Below are 23,582 nucleotides of genomic sequence, written 5' to 3'. Positions count from 1 at the left end.
GAAATTCCGGCCGATGCGCGACCCGGATCGCCGCACGAAAGCAGGCTTGGGGGTCAGTCCCGCGTAGTGCGCAGTTGCCCGACCAGGATCGCGGCGATGCCAGCCTTCGCTGGCATGACGGCGAAGGGGGCGTTCGCGCCGTCTAGAACCCCTCGGCGGCGTCCAGCAGGGCGGTGAGCTTCTTGGGGGCGACGGAGCGCCACGAGCGGGTGAGCCAGGTGTCGACCTCGTCCCAGTCGACCTTGGCGTGGTCGAGGCGGATGGCGATCCAGTCGTCGCCGAAATAGGCGGGGCGGTAGTAGCGCGCCGCGTCCTGCTCGATCAGCATGGCCTGTTCGTCGAGGCCGCTGATCTTGACGAGGAGGGCCGTGCGGCCATCGCCGTGGTGGTCGCTGGAGAACCAGGCGAACTTCTTGCCCTTGCGGATGCCGAAGCAGGCCATGCCGTGGCTGAGCGTTTCCTCGGCCTCGCCCTGGGCCATGGCGCGGGCGCGGACCTGTTCGAGCAGCCATTCGGGGCTCGATTCGCGGGTGACGAGGGCGGCGAGGCAGCGGGAATAGAGCTGGTGTTCGGCGATGAGGACGCGGGCCGCGAGGCTGTCTGCGGTATCGCCGGGGAGGATCGCGACGGGCGTCTGGCCGAGCAGGGGGCCGTCGTCCAGTTCGGCGGTGACGAGGTGGACCGAGCAGCCGCCGTGCGTGTCGCCCGCCTCGATCGCGCGGTCGTGCGTGTGGAGGCCCTTGTATTTCGGGAGGAGCGAGGGGTGGATGTTGACCATCTGGCCTTCCCAGCTTCCCACGAATTCAGGGGTGAGGATGCGCATGTAGCCGGCCAGCGCGACCCACTGCGCGCCCGCAGCGCGGATCGCGGCGTCCATCGCGGCGTCGTGATCGGTGCGGGTCATGCCCTTGTGCGGGAGGGCGAAGGTGGCGACGCCTTCGGCTGCCGCGAGCTTCAGGCCGCCGGCATCCGGGTTGTTGGAGCCGACCAGCACGATTTCATAGGGGCAGTCGGCCGCGCGGCTGGCGTAGAGCAGCGCGGCCATGTTGGTGCCGCCGCCCGAGACGAGGACGGCTACCTTGGCCCGATCACGCAAGATGGACGGCTTCCCAGTCTTCGCGGGCGGACCAGACCTCGGCCTTGCCCTGCACGGTGCAGCCGCGCGCGCCTTCCTCGATCGCGCCGATGACGAAAGCGGTCTCTCCGGCGGCCGACAGGTCGGCCAGCAGGGCGGGGACTTCGTCGGCCGAAACGGCGAGGACCATGCCGATGCCGCAGTTGAAGGTGCGGGCCATTTCAGCAGGCTCGATATGACCCTGGGCCTGGAGGAAGGCCATCAGGCGCGGCTGTTCCCACGCGCCCGCGTCGATCCGGGCGTGGAGGTGCTTGGGAAGCACGCGGGGGACGTTTTCGAGCAGGCCGCCGCCGGTGATGTGAGCGAGGGCGTGGATTCGATTCTGGCGGATCAGCGGGAGCAGGCTCTTCACGTAGATCCGGGTCGGCTCGATCAGGTGATCGATCAGCAGGCGCTCATTGTCGAACAGGGCCGGGCGATCGAGCTTCCAGCCCTTGTCGGCCGCGAGGCGGCGGACCAGCGAATAGCCGTTGGAGTGGACGCCCGAGGAGGCGAGGCCGATCAGGACGTCGCCGGCGGCGACCTTGTCTCCGGTCAGCTGTTCGCCGCGTTCGACCGCGCCGACGCAGAAACCGGCCAGATCATAGTCTCCGGCGGCGTACATGCCTGGCATTTCGGCGGTTTCGCCGCCGATCAGGGCGCAGCCGGCGAGCTTGCAGCCATCGGCGATGCCGGCGACCACGCGCTCGGCCACGCCATTGTCCAGCTTGCCCGTGGCGAAATAGTCGAGGAACAGGAGCGGCTCGGCGCCCTGGACGATCAGGTCGTTGACGCACATGGCGACGAGATCGATTCCGATCGCATCGTGGCGGTCATGGTCGATCGCCAGCTTGACCTTGGTGCCCACGCCATCGTTGCCGGCGACCAGCAGCGGGTCTTTGTAGCCGGCTGCCTTGAGGTCAAAAAAGCCCCCGAATCCGCCGAGTTCCGCGTCCGCGCCGGGGCGCGCCGTGGCCCGGGCGAGCGGGGCGATGGCCTTGACCAGCGCATTGCCGGCGGCGATCGAGACGCCGGCCTGTTCGTAGGAGTAGGACTGCTGTTCGGGTTCGTTTGCCATATTGGGTGAGGCCCCTAACGCTTTCCCGCTTGGATTTCCATGACCGTTTGGGCAAAAGGCCCCCGGTTTTACCTGATGGCCATTACACACCTTCCCCTTTCGCCGCGCCCTTCGCGTCTCCGTCCGGCCTTGTTGTGGGGGGGAGGGGCCGTGTTGGCCGCCGCTCTGGCCGTCGCCGTGGTCGCGCAGATCGAGGGGGACCGCGGAATCTCGCCGGTCGCCAGCACGGCCGACATCGAGATCGACGGGATCGAGGTGAACACCACCGGCAAGACCGGCGAGGAAGCCCGGCAGGCGGGCTGGCGCGAGGCGCGAAAGCAGGCCTGGGCCAAGGCGGGCGGGCCGCAACTGTCCGACGACCAGATCGAGGGACTCGTCTCGGCCGTGGTGGTGGAGCGCGAGCAGATCGGGCCGCGCCGCTATATCGCCCGGCTCGGCGTGATCTTCGACCGGACGCGCACCAGCCAGTATATCGGCGGCGAAAACGCGGTGGCAGAGCGTTCGCAGCCGCTGCTGACCATCCCGGTGCTCTATTCGGGCGGGACGGCGCAGGTCTATGAAGTCCGCGGGGCCTGGCAGAAGGCCTGGGCCGAGTTCCACGCCGGGGCGAGCGCGATCGACTATGTGCGGCCAACCGGCGGCGGGGGCGATTCGCTGCTGCTGACATCCGGCCAGCTGACGCGGCGTTCACGCTCGTGGTGGCGCAACGTGCTCGACCAGTTCGGGGCGAGCGACGTGATCATGCCGGTGGCGCGGCTGGAGCGGCAGTGGCCGGGGGGGCCGGTCAAGGGCACGTTCACCGCGCGCTATGGCCCCGACAACCGGGTGCTGGGCAGCTTCGAGCTGACCGCCAAGGACAGCGAGGCCTTGCCGGGGATGCTCAGCCAGGCGGTGCAGCGGATCGACAGGATCTATACCGACGCGCTGGTGGCGGGCACGCTCAGGATCAACCAGACGCTCAATTCCGACCAGACTTCGCTGAGCCCGGCCGTTGCCGGGATCGTGGCCGCGGCCGAGCGGGTCAGCGCCGTGCAGGAAGCAGCCGTGGCCGCGCCCGAGGCGGTGCAGCCGGGCGTTGCCGCGCCGGCGACCGAGGCGCCGGTGACCTATACGGTGCAGTTCGCCTCGCCCGATGCCAAGGCGGTCGACGCCGCGATGGGCGCGGTGCGCTCGGCCCCCGGGGTCAAGGGCGCGGCGACGACCAGCCTGGCCATGGGCGGCACCTCGGTGATGCGGGTTACCTTTGCCGGCAGCCTCGACGATCTGGCCGCGGCGCTGCGTTCGCGCGGCTATACCGTCGTGGTCGGAGGCGGCGCGCTGTCGATTCGCAAGTAGCGCGCCGAGGCGCCCGGTGAAGCAGCTTCCGCTTCCGCTCTCGGCCGGGGCCAGCCCCAGCCGGATTGTGGTCGGCCCGGCCAATGCCGCGGTCGTCGACGCCTTTGCGCGTACGGACACCTGGCCCTTTCGCACCGCCGTGCTGGCCGGGCCGCCGCGCTCGGGCAAGTCGCTGCTGGCGCGCTGGTTCGTCTCCAGCGGGCAGGGCGAGGCAATCGACGATGCCGAGACGCTGGACGAGACCGAGCTGTTCCACTGCTGGAACCGCGCGCAGGAAAGCGGCACGGCGCTGCTGATCGTGACGGGGGCCGGGGAAGGGGGCTGGGCCGTGACCCTGCCCGATCTCGCCTCGCGCCTCGGCGGCTCGCTCCACCTCCAGATCGGGGCGCCGGACGAGGCGATGATGGCCGAGTTGATGGCCGTCCATGCCGAGCTGCGCGGCTTTACGCTGGGGCCCGATGCGACCTCCTATCTTGTCGCGCGGGCCGAGCGTAGCCATCTGGGCGTCGAACGGCTGGTCGAGGCGATCGACCGGCTCAGCCTCGAGCGCAGGCAGCCGCCGACGGTGGCGATCTGGCGCGAGGCGCTTGAAGAGGTCAACGGAGGTAGCCAGCCGCCCTTGCTTTGAGGCCGGTTTGGGAGGAAAAGAGGGCGGAAATGTTCAGGCGTCTGACCGAATATCTCGACTCGATCGAGGCGCGCGACCCGGCGCCGCGCTCGCGCTGGGAAGTGCTGCTCTATCCCGGGCTGTGGGCCGTGGGCTTCCACCGCGTGGCGCACTGGCTGTTCGAGGGGCGGCTGTTCTTCCTTGCCCGCCTCGTCAATCACACGGCCCGCTTCGTGACCGGGATCGACATCCATCCTGGCGCCAGGATCGGCCGCCACCTGTTCATCGACCATGGCTTTACCGTGATCGGTGAGACCGCCGAGATCGGCGACAACGTGACGATCTACCAGTGCGTGACGCTGGGCGGGACCAATCCGGCCAACGGCGTGGGCGGCAAGCGCCACCCGACCCTTTCCGATAACGTGATCGTCGGTTCGGGCGCGCAGATCCTGGGGCCGATCATCGTCGGCCCGCGCGCGCGGGTTGGGGCCAATGCGGTGGTGACCGAGGACGTGCCCGAGGGCGCGACCATGGTGGGCGTCAAGGCGCGCTTGACCCTGGTCGCCGCCGAGACCTGGCAGAAGGATTTCATCCCTTACGGCACGCCGTGCACCGAACGCTGCGCGGACAGCGCCGAACTGGCGAACGGCATGAGCCGGTTCGAGGCGCTCGAGGCCGAGGTGGCCGCGCTGCGCCATGAACTGGCCCTGCTCAGGGCCGAGCGCGATACGGCGGCGGCCCCGGCATCGAGCGAGGCGCCGGCCGGGCGCTCCAAGCGGACGGGAGCCTGACGCCGGGTGCGGCCGGAGGATCCCTCGCGGCGCGCTGGCGCAGACATCGTTCCCTTTCCCGCCGCGCAGGTGGCCCCCCAGATCGGGTTCGACCGGCTGGAACTGATGCGCATCCTCGACCTTTACGGGCGCATGGTCGCCGCCGGGCAGTGGCGCGACTATGCGATGGACTTCGGGCGGGACTGCGCCAGTTTCAGCGCCTTTCGCCGCGCGTCCGAGCGACCGCAGGCGCGGCTGGAAAAGCGCCCGGCCCTGCGCGCGCGGCAGGGGATGTGGACCCTGTTCGGCGAGGCGGGGCAAGTGCTCAAGCGCGGGCACGACCTGGCGGGAGTGCTGAGCCCGATCGAGCGGCGGCTGCTCAAGATCGTGGAAGGTTAGGCATTTGTCGGGTGCGCCCTTGGCATCGGCCAAGGGCTTGCTGTGCCGTCCCGCTTCCCTGGCCCAACCACCCAGATCATGCCGTGCGTGGTTGGGCTGGGGGAGCGGGACGGCAGGCTACTCGTCAGGACGTCGCAAAACCGTAACATCGCCGTTATAGCCGCGCGCCATGGACGTGATCATCTATCATAACCCCGCTTGCGGCACCTCGCGCAACACCCTGGCCCTGATCCGCAATGCGGGCGTCGAGCCGCACGTGGTCGAATATCTCAAGACGCCGCCGAGCCGGGCGATGATCGCTTCGCTGGCCGAGCGCGCCGGGGTGGGGCTGCGCGCCCTGCTGCGCGAGAAGGGCACGCCCTTTGCCGAGCTGGGGCTGGGCGATCCGGCGCTTGGCGACGATGCGCTGCTGGGTGCGATCGAGGCCCATCCGATCCTGCTTAACCGGCCGATCGTGGTCACGCCCAAGGGGGTGAGGCTGTGCCGTCCTTCCGAGGAAGTGCTGGACCTGCTGCCGCCGCAGTTGGGCGCCTTTGCCAAGGAAGACGGCGAAGTGGTGATCGACGCTGCCGGAAACCGCGTGGCATGATCGGCGTGGGCATGCGCAGGCTGGCGGCCGAGCTGATCGGCACGGCGCTGCTGGTGGCGACCGTGGTCGGCTCGGGGATCATGGCCGAGACGCTGGCCGCCGGTAATGTTGCCGTGGCCCTGCTGGGCAACACGATCGCCACGGGCGCGATCCTCTATGTGCTGATCACCGTGCTCGGGCCGGTTTCGGGAGCCCATTTCAATCCGGCGGTCTCGGTGGTCTTTGCCCTGCGCCGCGAGATCGGCTGGGGCCGGGTCGGGGGCTATGCCGCCGCGCAGGTCGTGGGCGGGATTGCCGGCACCCTGCTCGCCCATGCGATGTTCGGCGAGGCGCTGTTCCAGCTGTCGCTGCACGCCCGCAGCGGCGGGGCGCAGTGGCTGTCGGAAGGGGTGGCGACTTTCGCGCTGGTCTTCACCATCCTTGGCGCGCTGCATCACCGCTCCGAGAACGTGCCGGTGGCGGTCGCGCTGGTGATCGTGGCGGGATACTGGTTCACCGCCAGCACCTCCTTCGCCAATCCGGCGGTGACGATCGCCCGGGCGCTGTCCAACACCTTTGCCGGGATTGCGCCGGGCGACGTGCCGGCCTTCATCCTTGCCCAGTTCGCGGGCGCGCTGGCGGCGCTGGGGGCGGCGCACGGCCTGTTCGGCTGGACCCCGCTGCCGGACGAGCAGCCTTCGTTGAGTGCGCTGCCGGACTGATCCGCACGGGGCCGCTTGCCTAATTTCGCAAGAGCGCTAGAGGCCCGCCGCAGAGACCCTACACAGGGATCGGGCGGGGCATGGCGTTTCGGACACTTATCTCGGCAGGCATCGCGGCGTGCGCGCTACTGGGTTTGACGGGCGTGGCCCGCGCCGAGACCGCGCCGCTGCAAGCGCTCGTCGGGGCCGATTCCGACCTGCGCCTCTCGGGCTCGATGCGGCTGCGTTATGAACGCGTGACCGGCCAGCCGCGCGTGGGGCTCAATCCGACCGACGAATTGCTGGCCCTGCGCACGGTGCTGACCGCCGAATACCGCGCCGGGCCCGTGCAAGTGGTGGGCGAGGTGGAGGACAGCCGGGCCTGGCTGGGGCGGCCGGGCAGCGCGGTCGGCGCCAACGACGTCAACACGCTTGAGCCGATCCGGGCCTTCGTCGCGCTCGACCTGCCGGGGCTGCTGGGCAAGGGCAGCAAGGTGTCTCTCGCGGCCGGGCGGATGACCCTCGGCCTCGGCTCGCGCCGGTTCGTGGCATCGAACGATTACCGCAACACCACCAATGCCGTGACCGGCCTGCGCACGGACCTGAAGGGCGCGGGCGGCATGGCCGCGACGCTGTTCTACGTTCTGCCGCAGGTGCGCCTGCCGGCCGATCAGGCCTCGGTCCTGGCCAACCGCTCCGAGCTTGACCGCGAGAGCGGGGCGCTGCGCCTGCTGGGCGGGCTGGTGTCGCGCCCGCATACCCTGGCGGGCGGGGCCGTGGAGCTGGGCTATTACCGCCTGCTCGAGCACGACCGGCCGGGGCGGGCGACGCGTGACCGCGACCTGCACACCTTCAGCGCCCGGCTGGTGCGCGAGCCGCAGGCGGGGCGGATCGATTTCGATGTCGAAGGGGCCTGGCAATCGGGCCATGTCAGCGCGGACAGCGCGGCCACCTCGGCGCGGCTGCCGGTCGATGCGGGGATGGTCCATGCTGCGCTGGGCTACAGCTTCGCCGGGGCGGCGCGGCTGCGGCTGGCGCTGGGCGGGGACTGGGTGAGCGGGGACCGCGCGGGCGGGACCTATACCCGGTTCGACACCCTGTTCGGGGCGCGGCGCTTCGAGTTCTCGCCCTCGGGGATCTATGCCCCGGTCGGGCGGGCCAACATCCTCGCGCCGTGGCTGCGGCTGGAGGCGGCGCCGGGCAAGCGGGTGGAGGCCATGGCGCTCTATCGCCCGCTGTGGCTGGCCAATCGCCACGATGCCTTTTCGACCTCGGGCGTGGCCGATGCGAGCGGGGCTTCTGGCCGTTTTGCCGGGCACCAGATCGACAGCCGCCTGCGCTACTGGCTGGTTCCGGCGCGGCTCAGGGCCGAGGTCAATTACGACTTCCTTGCCAAGGGGCGCTTCCTGACCAGCGCCCCCAATGCGCCGCGCACGGGGGATGCGCACTATGTCTCGGTCGGGGTGACGGCTTCGTTCTGAGCGCTACTTTTCCAGATGGGCCGAGGCGAGCAGGGCGAGCCATTCGGCGCGCTGGGCCGGGCTCATCACCGCCTTGCGCTTGCCGGCGGCGAGATAGACCGTGCGCTTGCCGTAGATCACCCGGTAAAGCCCGGTGAAGGCGGGGCCGACGGCGCAGGGCGGGGCCTCGACCGCGAAAGTAACCGACTTGTCGTCCTGCGCGAGGACGGTCGTGCTGGCCGGGCAGGCACTTTCCCCGGCGGCGGGGAAGGCGCGCTGCCATGCGGCGGCATCGGGCAGGGCGCGGTCGCGGACATAGGTGACGAGTTCGAGCGCCTCGGTCCAGTCCCGCTCGGCCGAGCGGCCCTCGATCAGGATGCGGTCGAATATCCGGTTCGGGTTGGAGGCATCGAAATAGACCGCGTCATCTCCGCCCCGGTCGAGCGCGGCGTTGAGCGCGAGATGGAGGCGGCGGTCGAGTTCGAGTTTCTCGGCATGGGCGCTGCTGGCCGCGCCGAGGGCAAGCAGGGCAATCAGGGATGCTTGTGCGAGGCGCGCTGGGAACATTCCTCTCTCCGACAGGATATTGTCCGGCCGGTTCGCCGGGATCAGAGCATAGCGAATTGATCAGGCTGCGCGCGTGTCATTTGAAGACGTAGTTATATCAGTGCGTTATCTCTGAATATGACAATGATATGACAATTGTGCCCGTCGTCGCTCAAGCCAGTGCGCGGCGTGCGGCGAGGTGTTCGAGGGCGGGGAGCAGTTCTTCGAAATGGTCGATCACCGCGTCGGCGCCGAGGCTTTCGAGCGGGGCGTCGGCAAAGCCGAAGCGCACGGCGACGCAGGGCAGGCCGGCGGCCTGCGCGGCGCGGGTGTCGAAGCTGGTATCGCCGACATAGGCTGCCTTGCCGCCGCCGAGCCGGGCGACCATCTCGTGCAGCAGGTCGGGCGCGGGCTTGGCCCGGCCGGGGCCGAGCGTGTCGCCGCCGATGATCGCGGCGAGGCGCGGGGCGAGGCCGAGTTCCTCGAGCAGGCGCACGGCGAGGCTTTCGAGCTTGTTGGTGACCACGGCGAGCCGCACTCCGCGCGCTTCGAGTGCGGCGAGCATCTCTTCGCCGCCGGGGAACAGGCGCGAGTGGACCGCGATATTGGCGCGGTAGAACGCGACGAGATCGGCGTGGAGGCTCTGCACTTCCGCTTCCGGCAGGGGACCGCCGGTGATGGCCAGCGCGCGGTCGAGCATCTGGCGGGCGCCGCCGCCGATCAGGTCGCGCACTTGCCCGGCGGGCACCTCCGCGCGCCCGGCGAGGCGCAGGGCATGGTTGAGCGCGACGCCGAGGTCGGCGTGGGTATCGACCAGCGTGCCATCGAGGTCGAAGCCGACGATCGCGAAGGGGAAGTCCGTCATCGCGCATGGCCCTGCCTTGTGGCGGTGGAATCTGCAACCAATTGCTGGCAGAGGGTGCGCCATGACTACTGAATCGCCTTCCGCCGCCGCCCCGCTCGCAGTCGTCGTCCTTGCCGCGGGCAAGGGCACCCGGATGAAGAGCGACCTGCACAAGGTGCTGCACCCGGTCGCCGGGCGGCCGATGGTCGAGCATCTCCTGGCCAGCGTGGCCGAACTGGCGCCGCAGCGGCAGGTGGTCGTGGTCGGCTCGGGGCGCGAGCAGCTTGAGGCGCAGATGGCCGGGCGGGCGACGATCGCGGTGCAGGAGCCGCAGCTTGGCACCGGCCATGCCGTGCAGCAGGCCGAGGACGCGCTGGCCGGGTTTTCGGGGGACGTGCTGATTCTCTATGGCGACGTGCCCTTTGTGACGACCGGAACGATGCGGGCCATGCTGGACCGGCTCCATGCGGCCGACGCGCCCGCGGTGGTCGTGCTGGGCTTCGAGCCGGCGGACACGCTGCAATATGGCCGGGTGCTGGCCCACGCCGACGGGCGGATCGCCAAGATGGTCGAGCACAAGGACGCGACCGAGGCCGAGCGGGCCTGCCGCCTGTGCAATTCGGGGCTGATGGCGGTGAAGGCCGAGGCGCTGTTCGACCTGCTCGGCAAGGTCGGCAACGACAATGCGCAGGGGGAATATTACCTCGTCGACATCGTCAATGTGGCCAATGCCGAGGGCGGGCACTGCGCGGTGGTCGTCACCGGGGATGCGGACGAGGTGGCGGGGATCAACAGCCGGGGCGAACTGGCCGAGGCGGAAGCGCGCTGGCAGCAGCGCCGCCGGGCCCAGGCCATGGTCGACGGGGCGAGCCTGGTGGCGCCCGAGACGGTGTGGTTCGCCTGGGACACGGCGCTGGGCCGCGACGTGACGATCGAGCCCAACGTGGTGTTCGGGCCCGGCGTGACCGTGGCCGACGGGGCGACGATCCGGGCATTCTGCCACCTGGAAGGGGCGAGCGTCGGGCCGAACGTGGAAGTCGGGCCCTATGCACGGTTGCGGCCGGGGGCCTTGCTGGAGGCGAAGTCAAAGGTCGGCAACTTCGTCGAGATCAAGAACGCGCGGCTGGGCGCAGGCGCCAAGGCCAATCACTTGAGCTATGTGGGCGATGCCGATGTGGGCGCCGGGGCCAATCTCGGTGCGGGCACGATCACCTGCAATTACGACGGCTATTTCAAGTACCGGACCGTGATCGGCGAGCGGGCCTTCATCGGCTCGAACTCGGCGCTGATCGCCCCGGTCAGGATCGGGGCCGACGCGATCGTGGCGGCGGGCAGCGCGGTCAGCCGCGACGTGGCCGATGGCGAACTGCGGCTGGTGCGGGCAGAGCAGATGGTCAAGCCGGGCTGGGCCGACCGTTTCCACGACGCGATGAAGAAGAAGAAGGCCGAGAAGAAGGCGGCCAAGGACTAATACCGAGGGCCGCCATCACGTCCGGTTGACCATGGCCGGGCTAGCGTCAGTCTGGCAGCTTGACGCTGATATATTGATATCATACAGGTATATCAAATGCGCATCCTCGCCGACCTGCCCGACGACGACATCAAGTGGCTCGATGCCCGCGCGGCCGAGCTGGGCAAATCGCGCGCCGCCCTGCTGCGCGCGGCGGTGAGCGCTTACCGCGAGAAGGAGCGGGACTGGCTGGAGCAGGGCTTCGGCCTGTGGACCCGCTACGGCCAGGGGGCCGACGGCGCGGATTACGAACAGTCAATCCGCGCGCAATGGTTGCGCAAGGGCGAAGCGCCCAATGACGACGCGGCATGACTGACACCTGTTTCGATACCGGGATCATCGTCGATACGCTCTCGGGCCATCACGGCGCGATGGCGGAGCTGCGCCGGGTCAAGCGGGCGTGGATCAGCCGGATCACCTGGCTGGAAGTCATGGCCGAAGTGCCCGCCGCCGCGCGGGACGAGACCGAGAAGTTCCTCGCCAACTTCGCGATCCGCGAGGTGACGCCCGAGATTGCCCGGCGCGCCGCGACGCTCAAGGCCGAGCGGCCCCAGCTGAGCCTGGCCGCCGCGTTGGTCTTCGCCTCGGCGCAGGAGCATGGCTCGATCCTCGTCACCCGCAACAGCGCCGAGTTTCCGCCCCATATCCCGGGCATCCGCATTCCCTATTCGCATTGAACTGAAAGGCTCCGGTCCTCCATGTGTGGCATTATCGGCATCGTCGGCAAGGAAGAGGTGGCGGAGCGGCTGGTCGACGGCCTCAGGCGGATGGAATACCGCGGCTATGACAGCGCCGGGGTCTGCACGGTCTCGGGCGGGGAACTGATCCGCCGCCGCGCGCCGGGCAAGCTGTCGAACCTCGTGATCGAACTGGCGCGCAATCCCGCGCCGGGCACGACCGGCATCGCCCATACCCGCTGGGCCACGCACGGGGCGCCGACCGCGGCCAATGCCCACCCGCACGCGACCGATCACCTTGCCCTCGTTCACAACGGGATCATCGAGAATTTCCGCCCCTTGCGCGAGGCGCTGACTGCGCGCGGCCGCAGGTTCGAAAGCGACACCGATACCGAGGTCGTCGCCCATCTCGTTTCCGAGCAGGTCGAGGCTGGGCTTTCGCCGGCCGACGCGGTCAAGGCGGTCCTGCCGCAGCTGCGCGGCGCTTTCGCGCTCGCCATCGCCTTCAAGGCGCATGAGGACATGCTGATCGGCGCGCGGCTCGGTTCGCCGCTGGTGGTCGGCTTTGGGGAGGGCGAGACCTATCTCGGCTCGGACGCGCTGGCGCTGGCGCCGCTGACCCAGCGCATTTCCTATCTCGATGAAGGCGACTGGGTGGTGATCACCCGCGAGGGCGCGCAGGTGTTCGACAAGGACAACCGGCCGGTGACCCGCGAAATCGTGGCCTCGGGCGCTTCGGCCGCGGCGATCGAGAAGGGCAATTACCGCCACTTCATGCAGAAGGAGATCTTCGAGCAGCCGACCGTGGTGGCCCAGACCCTGCGCAGCTACATTCGTCAGGTCGACCAGTCGGTGGCCCTGCCGCAATTCGATTTCGACCTGACCGGGATCACCCGTGTCACCATCGTCGCCTGCGGCACCTCCTACTATGCCGGCCTTGTCGCCAAGTACTGGTTCGAGCAGTTCGCCCGCCTGCCGGTCGACATCGATGTGGCGAGCGAGTTCCGTTACCGCGACCCGGTGCTGGAGCCGGGCGGGCTGGCGCTGTTCATCTCGCAATCGGGCGAGACGGCCGATACCCTGGCCGCGCTGCGCCACTGCAAGGAAGCGGGACAGACCATCGCGGTCGTGGTCAACGTGCCGACCAGTTCAATGGCGCGCGAGGCCGACCTGCTGCTGCCGACTCACGCCGGCCCGGAAATCGGCGTCGCCTCGACCAAGGCCTTCACCTGCCAGCTTGCCGTGCTTGCCGCTCTGGCGGCAAACCTTGCGGTCAAGCGCGGGCGGATGAGCCGGGCCGAGGAATGCGACGTGGTGTCGCAGCTGGTCGAGACTCCCTCTGCGCTCAATGCCGCGCTCAGCCACGACGACGAGATCGCGGCCATGGCGCACCTGATCGCCCCGGCACGCGACGTGCTCTACCTCGGGCGCGGGCAGGACTATCCGCTGGCGCTGGAAGGGGCGCTCAAGCTCAAGGAAATCAGCTACATCCACGCCGAGGGCTATGCCGCGGGCGAGATGAAGCATGGGCCCATCGCCCTGATTGACGAGGCCGTGCCGGTGATCGTGCTGGCGCCTTCGGGCCCGCTGTTCGAGAAGACGGTCAGCAACATGCAGGAAGTGCGGGCGCGTGGCGGCAAGATCGTGCTGATCTCCGACGCCGAAGGGCTGGCCGAGGCGGGCGAGGGCTGCCTTGCGACGATCGAGATGCCCAAGGTCCACCCGCTGATCGCGCCGCTGGTCTATGCCGTGCCGGTGCAATTGCTGGCCTATCACGTGGCCTGCGTGAAGGGCACCGATGTCGATCAGCCGCGCAATCTCGCCAAGTCGGTGACGGTCGAGTAGCGATCGCCACCCAGTAATGCGACGGGCCGATCGGGCCTTTGTCCGGGAATTTACGCGGTGCTAAGGATTTTCCGGTTAGCTCTTCCGCGTGAACGCGCGAACCAAGGACATATCCACGCTGCCGCGGAACCTTCCGGTTCTTGCCGTGCTGGGCCTTGCCGACCCGCCTGACGGGGATTGGTCGCGGCTGCGCGGGCTGCAATATTCCAGCCTTGCCCGGGTTACCGTTGCCCGCCTGATCGCGCATGGCATCGCCGCCGTGGCGACGGTGCAGATCTTCGTCGGCCATGTCATGGTGCTGGCGCTGGTCGGCTGGTTCCTCGCGCTGGGCGGTGCGCTTTACTATGGGGCGCGCTTCGACCGCTCGCTCGGCGATGCCGATCGGCGGCGGATGAGCCGTGAGGAAATCAACGCCCAGACCATTTCCTCGGCCATCGTTGCCGTGGTCTGGACCGTGCCGATCCTGTTCTTCACGCCCTTCGGGACGACCGTTTCGCGGCTTGAGCTGTGGACCATCCTCGCCATGCTGATGACCGCATCGGCCGTGGTCGTTCCGGCCGTGCCGCTTGGCACGATCATCTTCACCGCCATCGTCGGCGGGCTCTCGGTCGCCGAATTCGGCTGGTTCGGGCAGTGGCAGTCTGCGGGCATCGCCACGGTCTTCATGTCGATCGTCATCGTCGGCACGATCGAATCGGCCCGCACCTTCCTCGCCACGCGGGTGGCCGAGGCCGGGATGCTGGAAAAGGCCGAGGTCGTCTCGCTGCTGCTGCGCGAGTTCGAGGAGGGCGAGGCCGACTGGCTGTGGCAGATCGACACCTCGCGCCGGGTCCGTTCGGTCAGCCCGCGATTCGCTTTCGCGCTGGGGCTCGACCCCGAGGATATCGAGGGCAAGCCGTTCATCCAGCTGATCGCGGGCGAAGCTTGGGAAAGCGGCCATTTCCCGAGCAGCCTGCATGACCTCGCCGAGCGGCTGAAGCGGCGCGAGAGCTTTTCCAACCTGCTGGTGCGCGTCACGATCAAGGGGCGCCAGCGCTGGTGGGAACTGTCGGGCACGCCCAAGCTCGACGAGAACGGCGTCTATGAAGGTTTCCGCGGGGTCGGCTCCGATGTGACCGAGCAGCGCGAGAGCGCCGACAAGATCGCGCAGCTCGCCCGCTACGACACCCTGACCGGCCTGCCTAACCGCCTGATGCTGACCGAGGCGATGGGCGATGCCATGCGCTATGCCGAGCAGTGGCGCACGCGCTGCGCCTTCCTGATGATCGACCTCGACCGGTTCAAGGCGGTCAACGATACGCTCGGCCACCTCGTCGGCGACGCGCTGCTGGCGCGGGTTTCGGCCCGGCTCAAGGAGCTGATGACCGAGAACGAGCTGTGCGGGCGGCTTGGCGGCGACGAGTTCGCCATCGTCATCCGCGATGCATCCGATCTCGGCCGGGTCGAAAAGGTCGCCTCGGCGGTGATCGACCGGCTTTCGCAGCCTTACGAGGTGGATCACCACACGCTCTACGTCGGCGCCAGCGTCGGCTCGGCCGTGGGGCCGCGCGACGGCTCGACCGTCGAGACCCTGATGCGCAACGCCGACCTTGCGCTCTACCGCTCCAAGGACGCCGGCGGGGGCAAGCACTTCACCTATGAGCCGGCGCTGCACGCCCATGCCGAGGAGCGTCGCCAGCTCGAATTCTCGCTGCGCCGCGCGCTGGAACGCAACGAGATGCTGCTGCACTACCAGCCGGTGGTCAGCGCCGACAGCGAGAACGTGGTCAGCTTCGAGGCCCTGCTGCGCTGGAACAGCGCCGAGCACGGTTCCGTCAGTCCGGCGAAGTTCATCCCGCTGGCCGAGGACACCCGCCTGATCGTGCCGATCGGCGAATGGGTGCTGCGCGAGGCCTGCCGCGAGGCGATGAACTGGCCGAGCCACATCAAGGTGGCGGTCAATGTCTCGGGCGAGCAGTTGCTCGATCCGCAATTCGCCTCGACCGTGGTCTCGGCCCTGGCGGTTACCGCCCTGCCGGCGCACCGGCTGGAGATCGAGGTGACCGAATCGATCTTCCTGCGCGATGCGACCACGGCGCGGAACACGCTGGAGCAGATCATGGGCCTCGGCTGCTCGATCGCGCTCGACGACTTCGGGACCGGCTATTCCTCGCTGGGCTACCTGCGCAAGCTGCGCTTCTCGACGATCAAGGTCGACCGCTCGTTCGTGCAGGGCGCGGCCCAGAACAACCCGGAGAGCCTGGCGATCATCCGCGCGGTCGTGGCCATGGCCGACAGCCTCGGCGTGACCACCACGGCCGAGGGCGTGGAGACCGAAAAGGAGCTGGGCGTGGTCAAGTCGCTCGGCTGCAACAAGATCCAGGGGTTCTACTTCGGCCGCCCGATGAGCCCGGCCGACGCACTGCAGCTGTTCGCGGTAAGCCGCGCCGAGCGCGCGGGGCAGGCGGCGTAATTTGTTGGGTGCGCCCTTCGCCTCCGCGAAGGGCTTGCGGGCCGGTGCGGGCTTTCGTCATTGCGAGCGCAGCGAAGCAATCCAGGGCCTCACGCGCCGCCCTGGATTGCTTCGCTGCGCTCGCAATGACGAGGAGTGTCAGGCTCCGACGAGGGCCTTGATCGCCGATTCGAACAGGGCGCGGCCGTCGGTGCCGCCGTGGGCCTTTTCGATCGCGCGTTCGGGGTGGGGCATCATGCCGAGCACGTTGCCGCCTTCGTTCAGGACGCCGGCAATGTCGCGGGCCGAGCCGTTGACCTCTTCGGCGTAGCGGAAGGCGACGCGGCCTTCGCCCTCGAGCCGGTCGAGCGTCGCGGCGTCGGCGAAGTAGTTGCCGTCATGGTGCGCGACGGGAACGCGGATCTGCTGGCCGGTCTCGTAGCCGGCGGTGAACAGGCTCTGGCTGTTCTCGACCGTGAGCATGACCTCGCGGCAGACGAAGCGGATGCCGGCATTGCGCATCAGCGCGCCGGGGAGCAGGCCGGCCTCGGTCAGGACCTGGAAGCCATTGCACACGCCGAGCACCGGAACGCCCCGGCCGGCGGCGGCAACCACCGCCTGCATGATCGGCGAGCGGGCGGCCATGGCGCCGGAGCGCAGATAGTCGCCATAGGAGAAGCCGCCGGGCAGGGCGATGAAATCGAGCCCTTCGGGCAGGTCGGCATCGCGGTGCCAGACGCTGGCGGGCTTGCTGCCGGAGATCTTCTCCAGCGCATCGGCCATGTCCCGGTCGCAGTTGGAGCCGGGGAAGGTGATGACGGCGGAGCGGAAAGCCATCAGGCGACCCTTTCGATCCGGTAGTTCTCGATCACCATGTTGGCGAGGAGCTTGGAGGCGATGTCTTCAAGCTGGGCGTCGGTCACGCCAGGCTCGACTTCCAGTTCGAACAGGCGGCCGGCGCGCACGTCGGCCACGCCCGAGAAGCCGAGGCCTTCGATGGCGTGATGGATTGCGCGGCCTTGCGGATCGAGCACCCCGTTCTTGAGGCTGACATGGACGCGGACCTTCATCGAAACGCCTTTCACCTTGGGCCCGCGAGCAGGGCGGGACTCGCCGCGGCCTATGCCCTCATGTCAGCCAAGGGGCAAGTGCCAAGGGGCGGTCGGAAACGAGCGCGCGCCCGCTCCCGGCTCAATCCTGTCGGGGGCCGTGATTGCGCTCCAGCTCCAGCCGCTTGCGGCGCGCGCTGAGCCAGGCCCAGGCGGCGAGGCCGCCCAGCATGAGCGCGATCAGGGTATAGGCGATCAGCTTTCGCGAGGACAAGACAGTCTCCTACGGTTCCTGCGGCGGCGATGGCGCAGCGAAGCCCTTTTGGCAACCACCTGGCAAAGCCAAATGCATGAACTGCAGGCGATTCTTTTCGCCGCCGCGCGTTTCAGGCGATCGGACTGTCGAGCACGTAGCCGAGCGAGCGCACCGTGCGCAGCGGATCGGGCACGCCCTGTGCGCGCAGGGCACGGCGCAGGCGGCCGATCCAGACATCGACCGTGCGTTCGTCGATCGTCTCTCCCTCGCGCGAGAGGCGGCGGATCAGGTTTTCGCGGGTGAACACCTGGTCGGGAAATTCGACGAAATGGGCGAGCAGGCGCAGCTCGCTCGGCCGCAGCGCAATCAGGCGGCCCTGAAAGCGGACCTGGAAGGCGGCAAGGTCGATCACCAGCTCGCCGTGGCGCAGGCGGCTGCCGCCCGCACCGCGCGGCGCATCGGGCAAGGCCGAGGCGTGGCCGGCGGCATCGATCCGGCCGATCAGCACCTCGGCCGAGAGCGGGCCGACGATATAATCGTCCGCCCCGGCGGTGAGCGCGCGGCGCCGGACCTCGGCATCGTGGCTTTCCAGCACCATCGTCAGGTGCGCGGCGCGGGTGGCCGCGTTGTTGCGGAGCATCCGGCATAGCTCGAGCCCGGAGAGATCGGGCAGCAGCCAGTCGATGAAGGCGAAGGTCGAGCCATTGGCGGGCAGGGCGCTGGCCGAGGATGCATCCGCGGCCACGACGACAGCGAGGTCGGGCCGCAGCTTGTTGAGGCTCGCGACGAGCGCCGGGTCGGTGCTGGTCAACAGGATCGTCACAGGTTCAGCCATCTTCACAAGCATGGAGATCACCGCCCGAGGCGGCAGGAAAGTCATGCGATGGTGGCGCCGGCAGATGACGGCTTGATGACGCTTGTGTGACAGAAATGTGAAGAAAATCAGTGTCAGAAAAGAGTCATCCAACTGTCATCGCCCCGTCTCCGAAGTGAAATGTTGGACCCCTAGTTGGGCGACGCCGAGGGGGCGCGCCGATGAGTCGGAGGCCATGAGGGTTTTCTCCCCCGGTTGTTGAGACACGAACCCCCAGGGGGATTTTGACATGACTGCCAAGTTCACGCTTTCCGCTTCGCTTGCCGCCCTTGCGCTCGCCGCCGTGGCGATGCCGGCTCACGCCGCCGAAGCGGAGGCTGCCGAAGCCGATGCTGCTGCGGGGGCCGATGCCGCCGCCGCCGCGGAGACTTCGGGCCTGACCGACATCGTCGTCACCGCCACCAAGCGCGAGACCAACCTCCAGAAGACCCCGATCTCGATCTCGGTGATGGGCAGCGAAGACATCAAGAAGCGCCACGTCCAGAGCCTGATCGACCTGGCCGACGGCGGCGTTCCCTCGCTGCGCGTCGCCACCTTCGAGGCCCGCCAGTCCGCTCTCACCATCGGCATCCGTGGCATCGTGCCGCTCGACGCCAACCAGCCGGCGCGCGAACAGGGCGTCGGCGTCTATCTCGACGGCGTCTACCTCGGCCGCCAGCACGGCCTCAACGCCAGCCTGTTCGACCTCGAGCGCATCGAAGTCCTGAAGGGGCCGCAGGGCACCCTGTTCGGCCGCAACACCGAAGGCGGCGCGCTGTCGATGGTGGTCAAGGCCCCGACCGGCGAATTCGGCGGCCGGATGAGCGCGGGCGTGGGCAACTACGGCTCGTACACCGGGCAGCTGCACTTGGACCTGCCCGAGTTTGCCAATATCGCGATCAAGCTCGATGGCGTGATCCAGCACCAGGACCCGACCGTGAAGAACCCGCTCGCCGGGCAGGCCGGGTGGAACCAGTATCACCGCTATGGCGGCCGCATCGCCGCGCGCTGGAAGCCGGTCGACGGCCTGACCGTCGATCTCGCCTTCGACAAGAGCCGCGACGAGAACACCCCGTTTTACAGCCAGCTGGTGACGATCACGCCTGCGGCGCTGGCCAACAAGCCGGCCCAGGTGGTGGTGACCGGGCAGCGCATGGACACGGCCGACATCGGCGTGCCGCAGCAGCCCTCCATCGACAAGACCCAGGGCTTCTCGGCCAACGTCAAGTACAAGCTTACGCCCGACATCGAGCTGCGCTCGATCACCTCGTGGCGCACGGTGAGCGACGCGCAGTGGGATAATTCGGGCGGCGCGCACCGCACCCCGATCTGGGCCGCCAACACCGCCTTCAGCCGCTACAGCCTCGCCTTCCTCGACCAGCGTCAGTTCAGCCAGGAATTCCAGGCCGTGGGCAGCCTGGGCGACGTCGACTACGTGGCCGGCCTCTACTACTTCAACGAGCGCGCCAACGACCGGGCCCAGACGCCGAACAGCAACGTCTGGAACGCGACGCTGACGAACTACACGATCGTCGATCCCTCGACCTACCTGAACGCCGCCGTGGCCCGCGCCTCCATCGCCTATTCCAAGAGCTATGCCGCCTATGGCCAGGCGACCTGGAGCCCGCTGCCGATCCTGCACCTGACCGCCGGCGGCCGCTATACCCACGACAAGAAGAACGGCCGCCTCTTCGTGGTCAACGGCGCGGCGACGCCTTACAGCTTCGCGCTCGACAACCAGCGGTTCGACCCGCTGGCCGTGGTGGCCTTCGACGTTTCGTCGGACGTGAACCTCTATGCGAAGTATGCCACCGGCTACCGCGCCGGCGGCGCCAGCTCGCGCTCGCTGACCTACCGCTCGTTCGGGCCGGAATCGGTGAAGTCCTATGAAGTGGGCCTGAAGACGACCTTCCTTGACCGCAAGGTGCGCTTCAACATCGCCGGCTACATCATGGACCGCAAGGACAGCCAGGTCGACTTCAACGCCTTCGCGCTCGACAACGTGGTGGGCAGCCCGACCTACGGGCAGGTCCGCAACACGCTGGACACGGTGAACGCGCTGGGCATCACCAAGATCCGCGGCGTCGAGGCCGACCTCACGGTGACCCCGGTGACCGGGCTCTCGCTCGGCCTGTCCTATGCCTATACCTACTCCCGCGTGCCGCCGGCCGAGAACACCATCCAGGAAGCGACCAACATCTCGCAGGGCAATCCCGGCCTGAACCCGGTGTTCCAGACCGTCTACATCGTCTTCACCCCGAAGAATGCGCTCTCGGGCAACATCGACTACGAACTGCCGGTGGGCGGCGCGGGCACGGCCCTGCGCTTCCACGTCGACGGCAACTACTCGGACCCGATGTACACCTTCGACAACGAAGCGGTGCAGAGCGACAAGAGCTTCATCGTCAACGCCCGCCTCAGCCTGGCGGATATCCCGATGAGCAATGCCGGCCAGAAGCTGACCGTCTCGGCCTGGGCCCGCAACCTGTTCAACGAGGCCCACATCTACCGTCGCAGCGCCGCCAACACGGCGCTGGGCGACTATGCCAACTTCAATGCCCCGCGCACTTACGGGATCGAGGCGACCGTCGCCTTCTGATCTGCGCGGATCACCAGTTACACCCTGAGCCTATGGGGCGGGAGGTCTTCGGACCTCCCGCCCTTTCTTTGTGGCCGGGAGGGGGCGCGCCCTTCAGGGCGCCGCCGCGCCGGTGGGCAGGACGTCGATCTCCAGCCCGCCGGCCGGGGTCAGGTATTTCAGCGCCATGGCCCGGACGTCGGCGGCGGAGAGGGCCTTCAGGCGGTCGGCGGCGGTGAGCAGGCGCTCGATCCGGTCGGGCTCGGTCTGCGCGCGGTCGACCAGGGTGAGCCAGCCGCGATTGGTCTTGAGCGCATTGGCCAGCCCCTCGAGCATCGGCTGGCGGGCGCGCTGGATCGTATCGTCACTGACCGGGCGGCCGCGCAGTTCGGCCACGGTTTCGGCAATGGCGGCGCGGGTGGCGGCGACATCGGCGACATTGACCGAGGCCGAGGCGGTGAAGGTGCCATAGCCGCGCCAGGTGCGGCTGGTTTCGCTCTCGGCCGAGGGGCCGTAGGACTTGCCGAGCTTTTCGCGGATGGTGTCGATCAGCTCGATCCGCATGACCTTTTCGAGCAGTTCCAGTTTCAGCGCCTCGGCCGGGTCCTCGCCGTCGCGGGTCGGCCAGGTGATCCGCACGATGGCCTGGTCCGCCGCCCCGGTGTGGCGCACCACGCGGCGGGCGCGGTCGGCCGTGAAGGGGCGCTGGCGCTGCTCGGGATAGGGGCGGAAGGCCGGCTCCCGCGCGGGCAGGGCGCCGAAGGTGCTGGCGACCAGCTCGATTGCCTTGCCCTCGTCGATGTCGCCGACCATGCCGATCTCGATCGCGCCGTGGGCCAGCCGGTCGGAAATGTCGCGGCGCAGCTTCTGGAAGGTGAGGGCGCGGTAGTCTTCCGCCGACTGGAAGGTGAAGCGCGGGTCGCGGTCGGCCAGGATCCCGCCGATCGCCGAGCCCAGCGCCGAGGCCGGCGTGGCGTCCTTGCGCAGGAAGAAGGCGTTGACGTTCTGGCGGTAGATCACCTCGCCCTCGGGCCGGTAGCCGGGATCGGTAAGATAGGCGGCCATCAGCTGGAGCTGGAGCGCGAGGTCGGCCGGGGTGGTCAGCGAGACGGCGTTGAACGTCTCGGGCGAGGAGGAGAGGTTGAAGCCGACCGTGCGCCCGGCAAGGATCGACTGGAGCTGGTCCTGGCTGTGCTGGCCGAGGCCCCCGGCCCCGAGCGCGGAGACCATGTCGGTGGCCAGCGGGTTGGCCTTCGTCGCCAGCATGTCGCCCCCGTCGAGCGAGAGCTGGACGAGGACGCGGTCCTGTTCGAGATCGGTGCGCTTGAGGTTGAGCCGCACGCCGTTGGCGAAGCGGACCTCGCGGATGCCGAGCGCGGCCTCGCGGCTGTCGGCCACGATGCGGCCGGGATCGCCGAAGTGGGCATAGGCGAAATCGCTGGTCGCCGCGCTGTCGGTGCGGACGAGGCGGCCTTTCATCGCCTCGGCCCAGGCGGCGCGGATCGCCTTGGCGCCGCCGGGGGGCGCGGTACGCCCGGCAAAGCGCAGCAGCGGATCGTCGAGCGACACCAGTTCGCGTTTGAGCGCGGCGAGCACGGTGACCGGGGTGATCTGCGGGATGAATGCCTCGAGCCGTTGCAGCGAGGATGCGGGCGTCGCGGGCACGCGGTCGTCGCGGACCAGGGCGATGGCCCCGGCCATCAGCGCGGCGTTGGAGCGGGTGGCGGCGCCGCCGGCGGCATTGCGGTGGGCGGCGCGGACGATGGCGACCTGCTCGGCCACTTCCTGCGCGGTGAAGCCATAGTCCAGCGCGCGGCGGTATTCGCGCCCCGCCGCAAGCAGGCCGCGCTGCCAGCCGCCGTCGATCGTGTCGACCGACAGGGTCGTGGTGCGGCCCGAGCGGAACACGTCGCCGGTGGCGAGATTGGCCGCGCGGAACGGGGCGTCCGGCTCGCGCGAGAGGCGCTGGAGGCGGCGGTTGATGACGTCGTAGCCGATCTGGCGCAGCATCCCCTCGCGCCGGTTGGCCACCGTGTCGCGCTCGTCCAGCCACTTGCCGTTGCGGGCGGCGGTGACCCGCTCGGACAGGGCGGGATCGGTGTAGATTCCGGTGCGGTTCTGGTCATGGGGCAGGACCGGGCCCGCATCGGGCTGCGCGGGCGCAGCGGTCGGGCGCCAGGTCTCGAAACGCTCGCGGATCGCGGCCTCGGCCTGGTCAGGATCGACGTCGCCGACCACGATGAGGGTGGTCTTGGCCGGCACGTATTCGCGGGCCCAGAAGGCCTTGAGGCTGGCCGCCGTGGCCCCTTCGAGCGTGGCGGTCGTGCCGATCGGCAGGCGCCGGGAATAGAGCGAGCCGGGATTGGTGAAGGCCATCTCGTCCACCGCCGCGCGCAGGGCCCAGGTGTTGCGGTCGCGCATTTCGGAGAGGACCACGCCGCGCTCGCGCGCCACGGCCTCGGGCGAGAAGGTCAGCTCGCTCGCCGTTTCGCGCATCAGCATCAGTGCCGTGCCGAGCAGCTCGGGCGCGTTCTTCGGCAGGTCGAGCATGTAGAGCGTGTAGTTGAAATTGGTCTGGGCATTGGTGTCGGCCCCGAAGGCGAGGCCGTCGCGCTCGAGCAGGCGGACCATTTCGCCCTCGGGCACGCGGGTGGAGCCGTTGAAGGCCATGTGCTCGACGAAGTGGGCAAAGCCGCGTTCGCTCTCGGCCTCGTCGAGCGAACCGGCCTCGATCTCCATCCGCACCTGAACCGTGCCCTTGGGCAGGGCATTGCGGCGGATGATGAAACGCATCCCGTTGGCCAGACGGCCGGCGCGATAGGCCGGATCGAGCGGCACGTCGCTTTCCTCCATCGCCCAGACCGGGCGCGGAGCGGAGACGGATTGCGGGTGGGGGGCTAGCTGGGCGCAGGCCGAAAGGCCCAGCGCCAGCAGCGGAATCAGGCGGCGCAGCATCCGGGG

General features: G+C 68.9%; 22 protein-coding genes. 13 read left to right on the top strand and 9 right to left on the bottom strand.

Going from position 1 to position 23,582, the window contains the following annotated elements; all coding sequences use genetic code 11:
- Positions 1-142: 142 nt before the first annotated feature.
- Both purN and purM read right to left on the bottom strand, forming a co-directional pair.
- Positions 143-1,096: a phosphoribosylglycinamide formyltransferase gene (gene purN, locus H7F51_RS13885; RefSeq protein WP_185664903.1), complete on the bottom strand. Its 954-nt coding sequence runs from the start codon at positions 1,094-1,096 to the stop codon at positions 143-145.
- Positions 1,089-2,192 carry a phosphoribosylformylglycinamidine cyclo-ligase gene (purM, locus tag H7F51_RS13880; protein ID WP_185664902.1) on the bottom strand — a complete coding sequence of 368 codons (1,104 nt, stop codon included), beginning with the start codon at positions 2,190-2,192 and terminating at the stop codon, positions 1,089-1,091. The genes purN and purM overlap by 8 nt, the downstream gene beginning before the upstream one ends.
- A gap of 150 nt (positions 2,193-2,342) precedes the next feature.
- Between purM and H7F51_RS13875 the strand changes: the two genes are divergently transcribed.
- The 7 genes from H7F51_RS13875 to H7F51_RS13845 all read left to right on the top strand — a co-directional run bounded on the left by H7F51_RS13875 (position 2,343) and on the right by H7F51_RS13845 (position 8,053).
- The gene (locus H7F51_RS13875; protein ID WP_343061293.1) at positions 2,343-3,527 is read left to right on the top strand and encodes a heavy-metal-associated domain-containing protein; all 1,185 of its coding nucleotides are present in this window, start codon (positions 2,343-2,345) and stop codon (positions 3,525-3,527) included.
- A 16-nt stretch (positions 3,528-3,543) separates the two neighbouring features.
- Positions 3,544-4,155 (top strand): P-loop NTPase family protein, encoded by a 612-nt coding sequence (locus H7F51_RS13870; protein ID WP_185664900.1) that lies wholly within the window; start codon positions 3,544-3,546, stop codon positions 4,153-4,155.
- Positions 4,156-4,184: 29 nt separating this feature from the next.
- Positions 4,185-4,925, top strand: coding sequence for a serine O-acetyltransferase EpsC (gene epsC, locus H7F51_RS13865; RefSeq protein ID WP_185664899.1), 741 nt, complete (start codon positions 4,185-4,187; stop codon positions 4,923-4,925).
- A gap of 45 nt (positions 4,926-4,970) precedes the next feature.
- Positions 4,971-5,303, top strand: a complete 333-nt coding sequence (locus H7F51_RS13860; RefSeq protein WP_185664933.1) for a DUF2794 domain-containing protein — start codon at positions 4,971-4,973, stop codon at positions 5,301-5,303.
- A gap of 169 nt (positions 5,304-5,472) precedes the next feature.
- Positions 5,473-5,892 (top strand): arsenate reductase (glutaredoxin), encoded by a 420-nt coding sequence (arsC, locus tag H7F51_RS13855; RefSeq protein WP_185664898.1) that lies wholly within the window; start codon positions 5,473-5,475, stop codon positions 5,890-5,892.
- A 5-nt stretch (positions 5,893-5,897) separates the two neighbouring features.
- Complete coding sequence (locus H7F51_RS13850) at positions 5,898-6,593, top strand: MIP/aquaporin family protein (RefSeq protein WP_425491027.1); 696 nt, start codon at positions 5,898-5,900, stop codon at positions 6,591-6,593.
- Between the two features lie 80 nt (positions 6,594-6,673).
- Complete coding sequence (locus H7F51_RS13845; RefSeq protein ID WP_185664896.1) at positions 6,674-8,053, top strand: alginate export family protein; 1,380 nt, start codon at positions 6,674-6,676, stop codon at positions 8,051-8,053.
- Positions 8,054-8,056: 3 nt separating this feature from the next.
- Here H7F51_RS13845 and H7F51_RS13840 read toward each other — a convergent pair whose 3' ends face one another.
- Both H7F51_RS13840 and H7F51_RS13835 read right to left on the bottom strand, forming a co-directional pair.
- Complete coding sequence (locus H7F51_RS13840; protein ID WP_185664895.1) at positions 8,057-8,599, bottom strand: hypothetical protein; 543 nt, start codon at positions 8,597-8,599, stop codon at positions 8,057-8,059.
- A 151-nt stretch (positions 8,600-8,750) separates the two neighbouring features.
- Positions 8,751-9,443, bottom strand: a complete 693-nt coding sequence (locus H7F51_RS13835; RefSeq protein ID WP_185664894.1) for an HAD-IA family hydrolase — start codon at positions 9,441-9,443, stop codon at positions 8,751-8,753.
- A gap of 61 nt (positions 9,444-9,504) precedes the next feature.
- Between H7F51_RS13835 and glmU the strand changes: the two genes are divergently transcribed.
- The 5 genes from glmU to H7F51_RS13810 all read left to right on the top strand — a co-directional run bounded on the left by glmU (position 9,505) and on the right by H7F51_RS13810 (position 15,906).
- The gene (gene glmU / locus H7F51_RS13830) at positions 9,505-10,893 is read left to right on the top strand and encodes a bifunctional UDP-N-acetylglucosamine diphosphorylase/glucosamine-1-phosphate N-acetyltransferase GlmU (RefSeq protein WP_185664893.1); all 1,389 of its coding nucleotides are present in this window, start codon (positions 9,505-9,507) and stop codon (positions 10,891-10,893) included.
- A 96-nt stretch (positions 10,894-10,989) separates the two neighbouring features.
- Complete coding sequence (locus H7F51_RS13825) at positions 10,990-11,244, top strand: ribbon-helix-helix protein, CopG family (RefSeq protein WP_185664892.1); 255 nt, start codon at positions 10,990-10,992, stop codon at positions 11,242-11,244.
- Positions 11,241-11,609, top strand: a complete 369-nt coding sequence (locus tag H7F51_RS13820) for a PIN domain-containing protein (protein WP_185664891.1) — start codon at positions 11,241-11,243, stop codon at positions 11,607-11,609. Before H7F51_RS13825 ends, H7F51_RS13820 begins: the two co-directional genes overlap by 4 nt.
- A 21-nt stretch (positions 11,610-11,630) precedes the next feature.
- Complete coding sequence (gene glmS, locus H7F51_RS13815; RefSeq protein ID WP_185664890.1) at positions 11,631-13,454, top strand: glutamine--fructose-6-phosphate transaminase (isomerizing); 1,824 nt, start codon at positions 11,631-11,633, stop codon at positions 13,452-13,454.
- 88 nt (positions 13,455-13,542) lie between these two features.
- A complete protein-coding gene (locus H7F51_RS13810; protein ID WP_343061292.1) occupies positions 13,543-15,906 on the top strand; it encodes a putative bifunctional diguanylate cyclase/phosphodiesterase in 2,364 nt (787 codons plus the stop codon).
- A gap of 138 nt (positions 15,907-16,044) precedes the next feature.
- On the opposite strand, the gene purQ is transcribed toward H7F51_RS13810, so the two are convergent.
- The 4 genes from purQ to H7F51_RS13795 form a co-directional block, all read right to left on the bottom strand.
- The gene (gene purQ / locus H7F51_RS13805; protein WP_185664889.1) at positions 16,045-16,722 is read right to left on the bottom strand and encodes a phosphoribosylformylglycinamidine synthase subunit PurQ; all 678 of its coding nucleotides are present in this window, start codon (positions 16,720-16,722) and stop codon (positions 16,045-16,047) included.
- Entirely contained in the window at positions 16,722-16,955 is a 234-nt protein-coding gene (gene purS / locus H7F51_RS13800) for a phosphoribosylformylglycinamidine synthase subunit PurS (protein WP_185664888.1), read from the bottom strand. The genes purQ and purS overlap by 1 nt, the downstream gene beginning before the upstream one ends.
- 121 nt (positions 16,956-17,076) lie before the next feature.
- Positions 17,077-17,208: an MYXO-CTERM sorting domain-containing protein gene (locus tag H7F51_RS18835; protein WP_281384456.1), complete on the bottom strand. Its 132-nt coding sequence runs from the start codon at positions 17,206-17,208 to the stop codon at positions 17,077-17,079.
- 112 nt (positions 17,209-17,320) lie between these two features.
- Entirely contained in the window at positions 17,321-18,025 is a 705-nt protein-coding gene (locus H7F51_RS13795; RefSeq protein WP_185664887.1) for a response regulator transcription factor, read from the bottom strand.
- Positions 18,026-18,293: 268 nt separating this feature from the next.
- Here H7F51_RS13795 and H7F51_RS13790 point away from each other — a divergent pair, with 268 nt between their 5' ends.
- On the top strand, positions 18,294-20,642 hold the full coding sequence (locus tag H7F51_RS13790) for a TonB-dependent receptor (protein ID WP_185664886.1): 2,349 nt from the start codon (positions 18,294-18,296) through the stop codon (positions 20,640-20,642).
- Between the two features lie 93 nt (positions 20,643-20,735).
- On the opposite strand, the gene H7F51_RS13785 is transcribed toward H7F51_RS13790, so the two are convergent.
- Entirely contained in the window at positions 20,736-23,576 is a 2,841-nt protein-coding gene (locus H7F51_RS13785) for a M16 family metallopeptidase (RefSeq protein ID WP_185664931.1), read from the bottom strand.
- Between the last annotated feature and the right edge of the window lie 6 nt (positions 23,577-23,582).

The organism is Novosphingobium flavum, from assembly GCF_014230315.1.
Classification (GTDB): domain Bacteria; phylum Pseudomonadota; class Alphaproteobacteria; order Sphingomonadales; family Sphingomonadaceae; genus Novosphingobium; species Novosphingobium flavum.
Note: the sequence above shows the minus strand (reverse complement) of the source record. Positions and strands in the feature narration are given on the sequence as shown.

Bases quoted from the DNA above. Each gene is read 5' to 3' on its own strand.
- H7F51_RS13790 (WP_185664886.1), top strand. From the start codon at position 18,294: ATGACTGCCAAGTTCACGCTTTCCGCTTCGCTTGCCGCCCTTGCGCTC.
- purQ (WP_185664889.1), bottom strand. From the start codon at position 16,722: ATGGCTTTCCGCTCCGCCGTCATCACCTTCCCCGGCTCCAACTGCGAC.
- purS (WP_185664888.1), bottom strand. From the start codon at position 16,955: ATGAAGGTCCGCGTCCATGTCAGCCTCAAGAACGGGGTGCTCGATCCG.
- H7F51_RS13820 (WP_185664891.1), top strand. From the start codon at position 11,241: ATGACTGACACCTGTTTCGATACCGGGATCATCGTCGATACGCTCTCG.
- H7F51_RS13840 (WP_185664895.1), bottom strand. From the start codon at position 8,599: ATGTTCCCAGCGCGCCTCGCACAAGCATCCCTGATTGCCCTGCTTGCC.
- purM (WP_185664902.1), bottom strand. From the start codon at position 2,192: ATGGCAAACGAACCCGAACAGCAGTCCTACTCCTACGAACAGGCCGGC.
- H7F51_RS13785 (WP_185664931.1), bottom strand. From the start codon at position 23,576: ATGCTGCGCCGCCTGATTCCGCTGCTGGCGCTGGGCCTTTCGGCCTGC.
- H7F51_RS13835 (WP_185664894.1), bottom strand. From the start codon at position 9,443: ATGACGGACTTCCCCTTCGCGATCGTCGGCTTCGACCTCGATGGCACG.
- H7F51_RS13795 (WP_185664887.1), bottom strand. From the start codon at position 18,025: ATGGCTGAACCTGTGACGATCCTGTTGACCAGCACCGACCCGGCGCTC.
- arsC (WP_185664898.1), top strand. From the start codon at position 5,473: ATGGACGTGATCATCTATCATAACCCCGCTTGCGGCACCTCGCGCAAC.
- H7F51_RS13825 (WP_185664892.1), top strand. From the start codon at position 10,990: ATGCGCATCCTCGCCGACCTGCCCGACGACGACATCAAGTGGCTCGAT.
- H7F51_RS13845 (WP_185664896.1), top strand. From the start codon at position 6,674: ATGGCGTTTCGGACACTTATCTCGGCAGGCATCGCGGCGTGCGCGCTA.
- glmS (WP_185664890.1), top strand. From the start codon at position 11,631: ATGTGTGGCATTATCGGCATCGTCGGCAAGGAAGAGGTGGCGGAGCGG.
- glmU (WP_185664893.1), top strand. From the start codon at position 9,505: ATGACTACTGAATCGCCTTCCGCCGCCGCCCCGCTCGCAGTCGTCGTC.
- epsC (WP_185664899.1), top strand. From the start codon at position 4,185: ATGTTCAGGCGTCTGACCGAATATCTCGACTCGATCGAGGCGCGCGAC.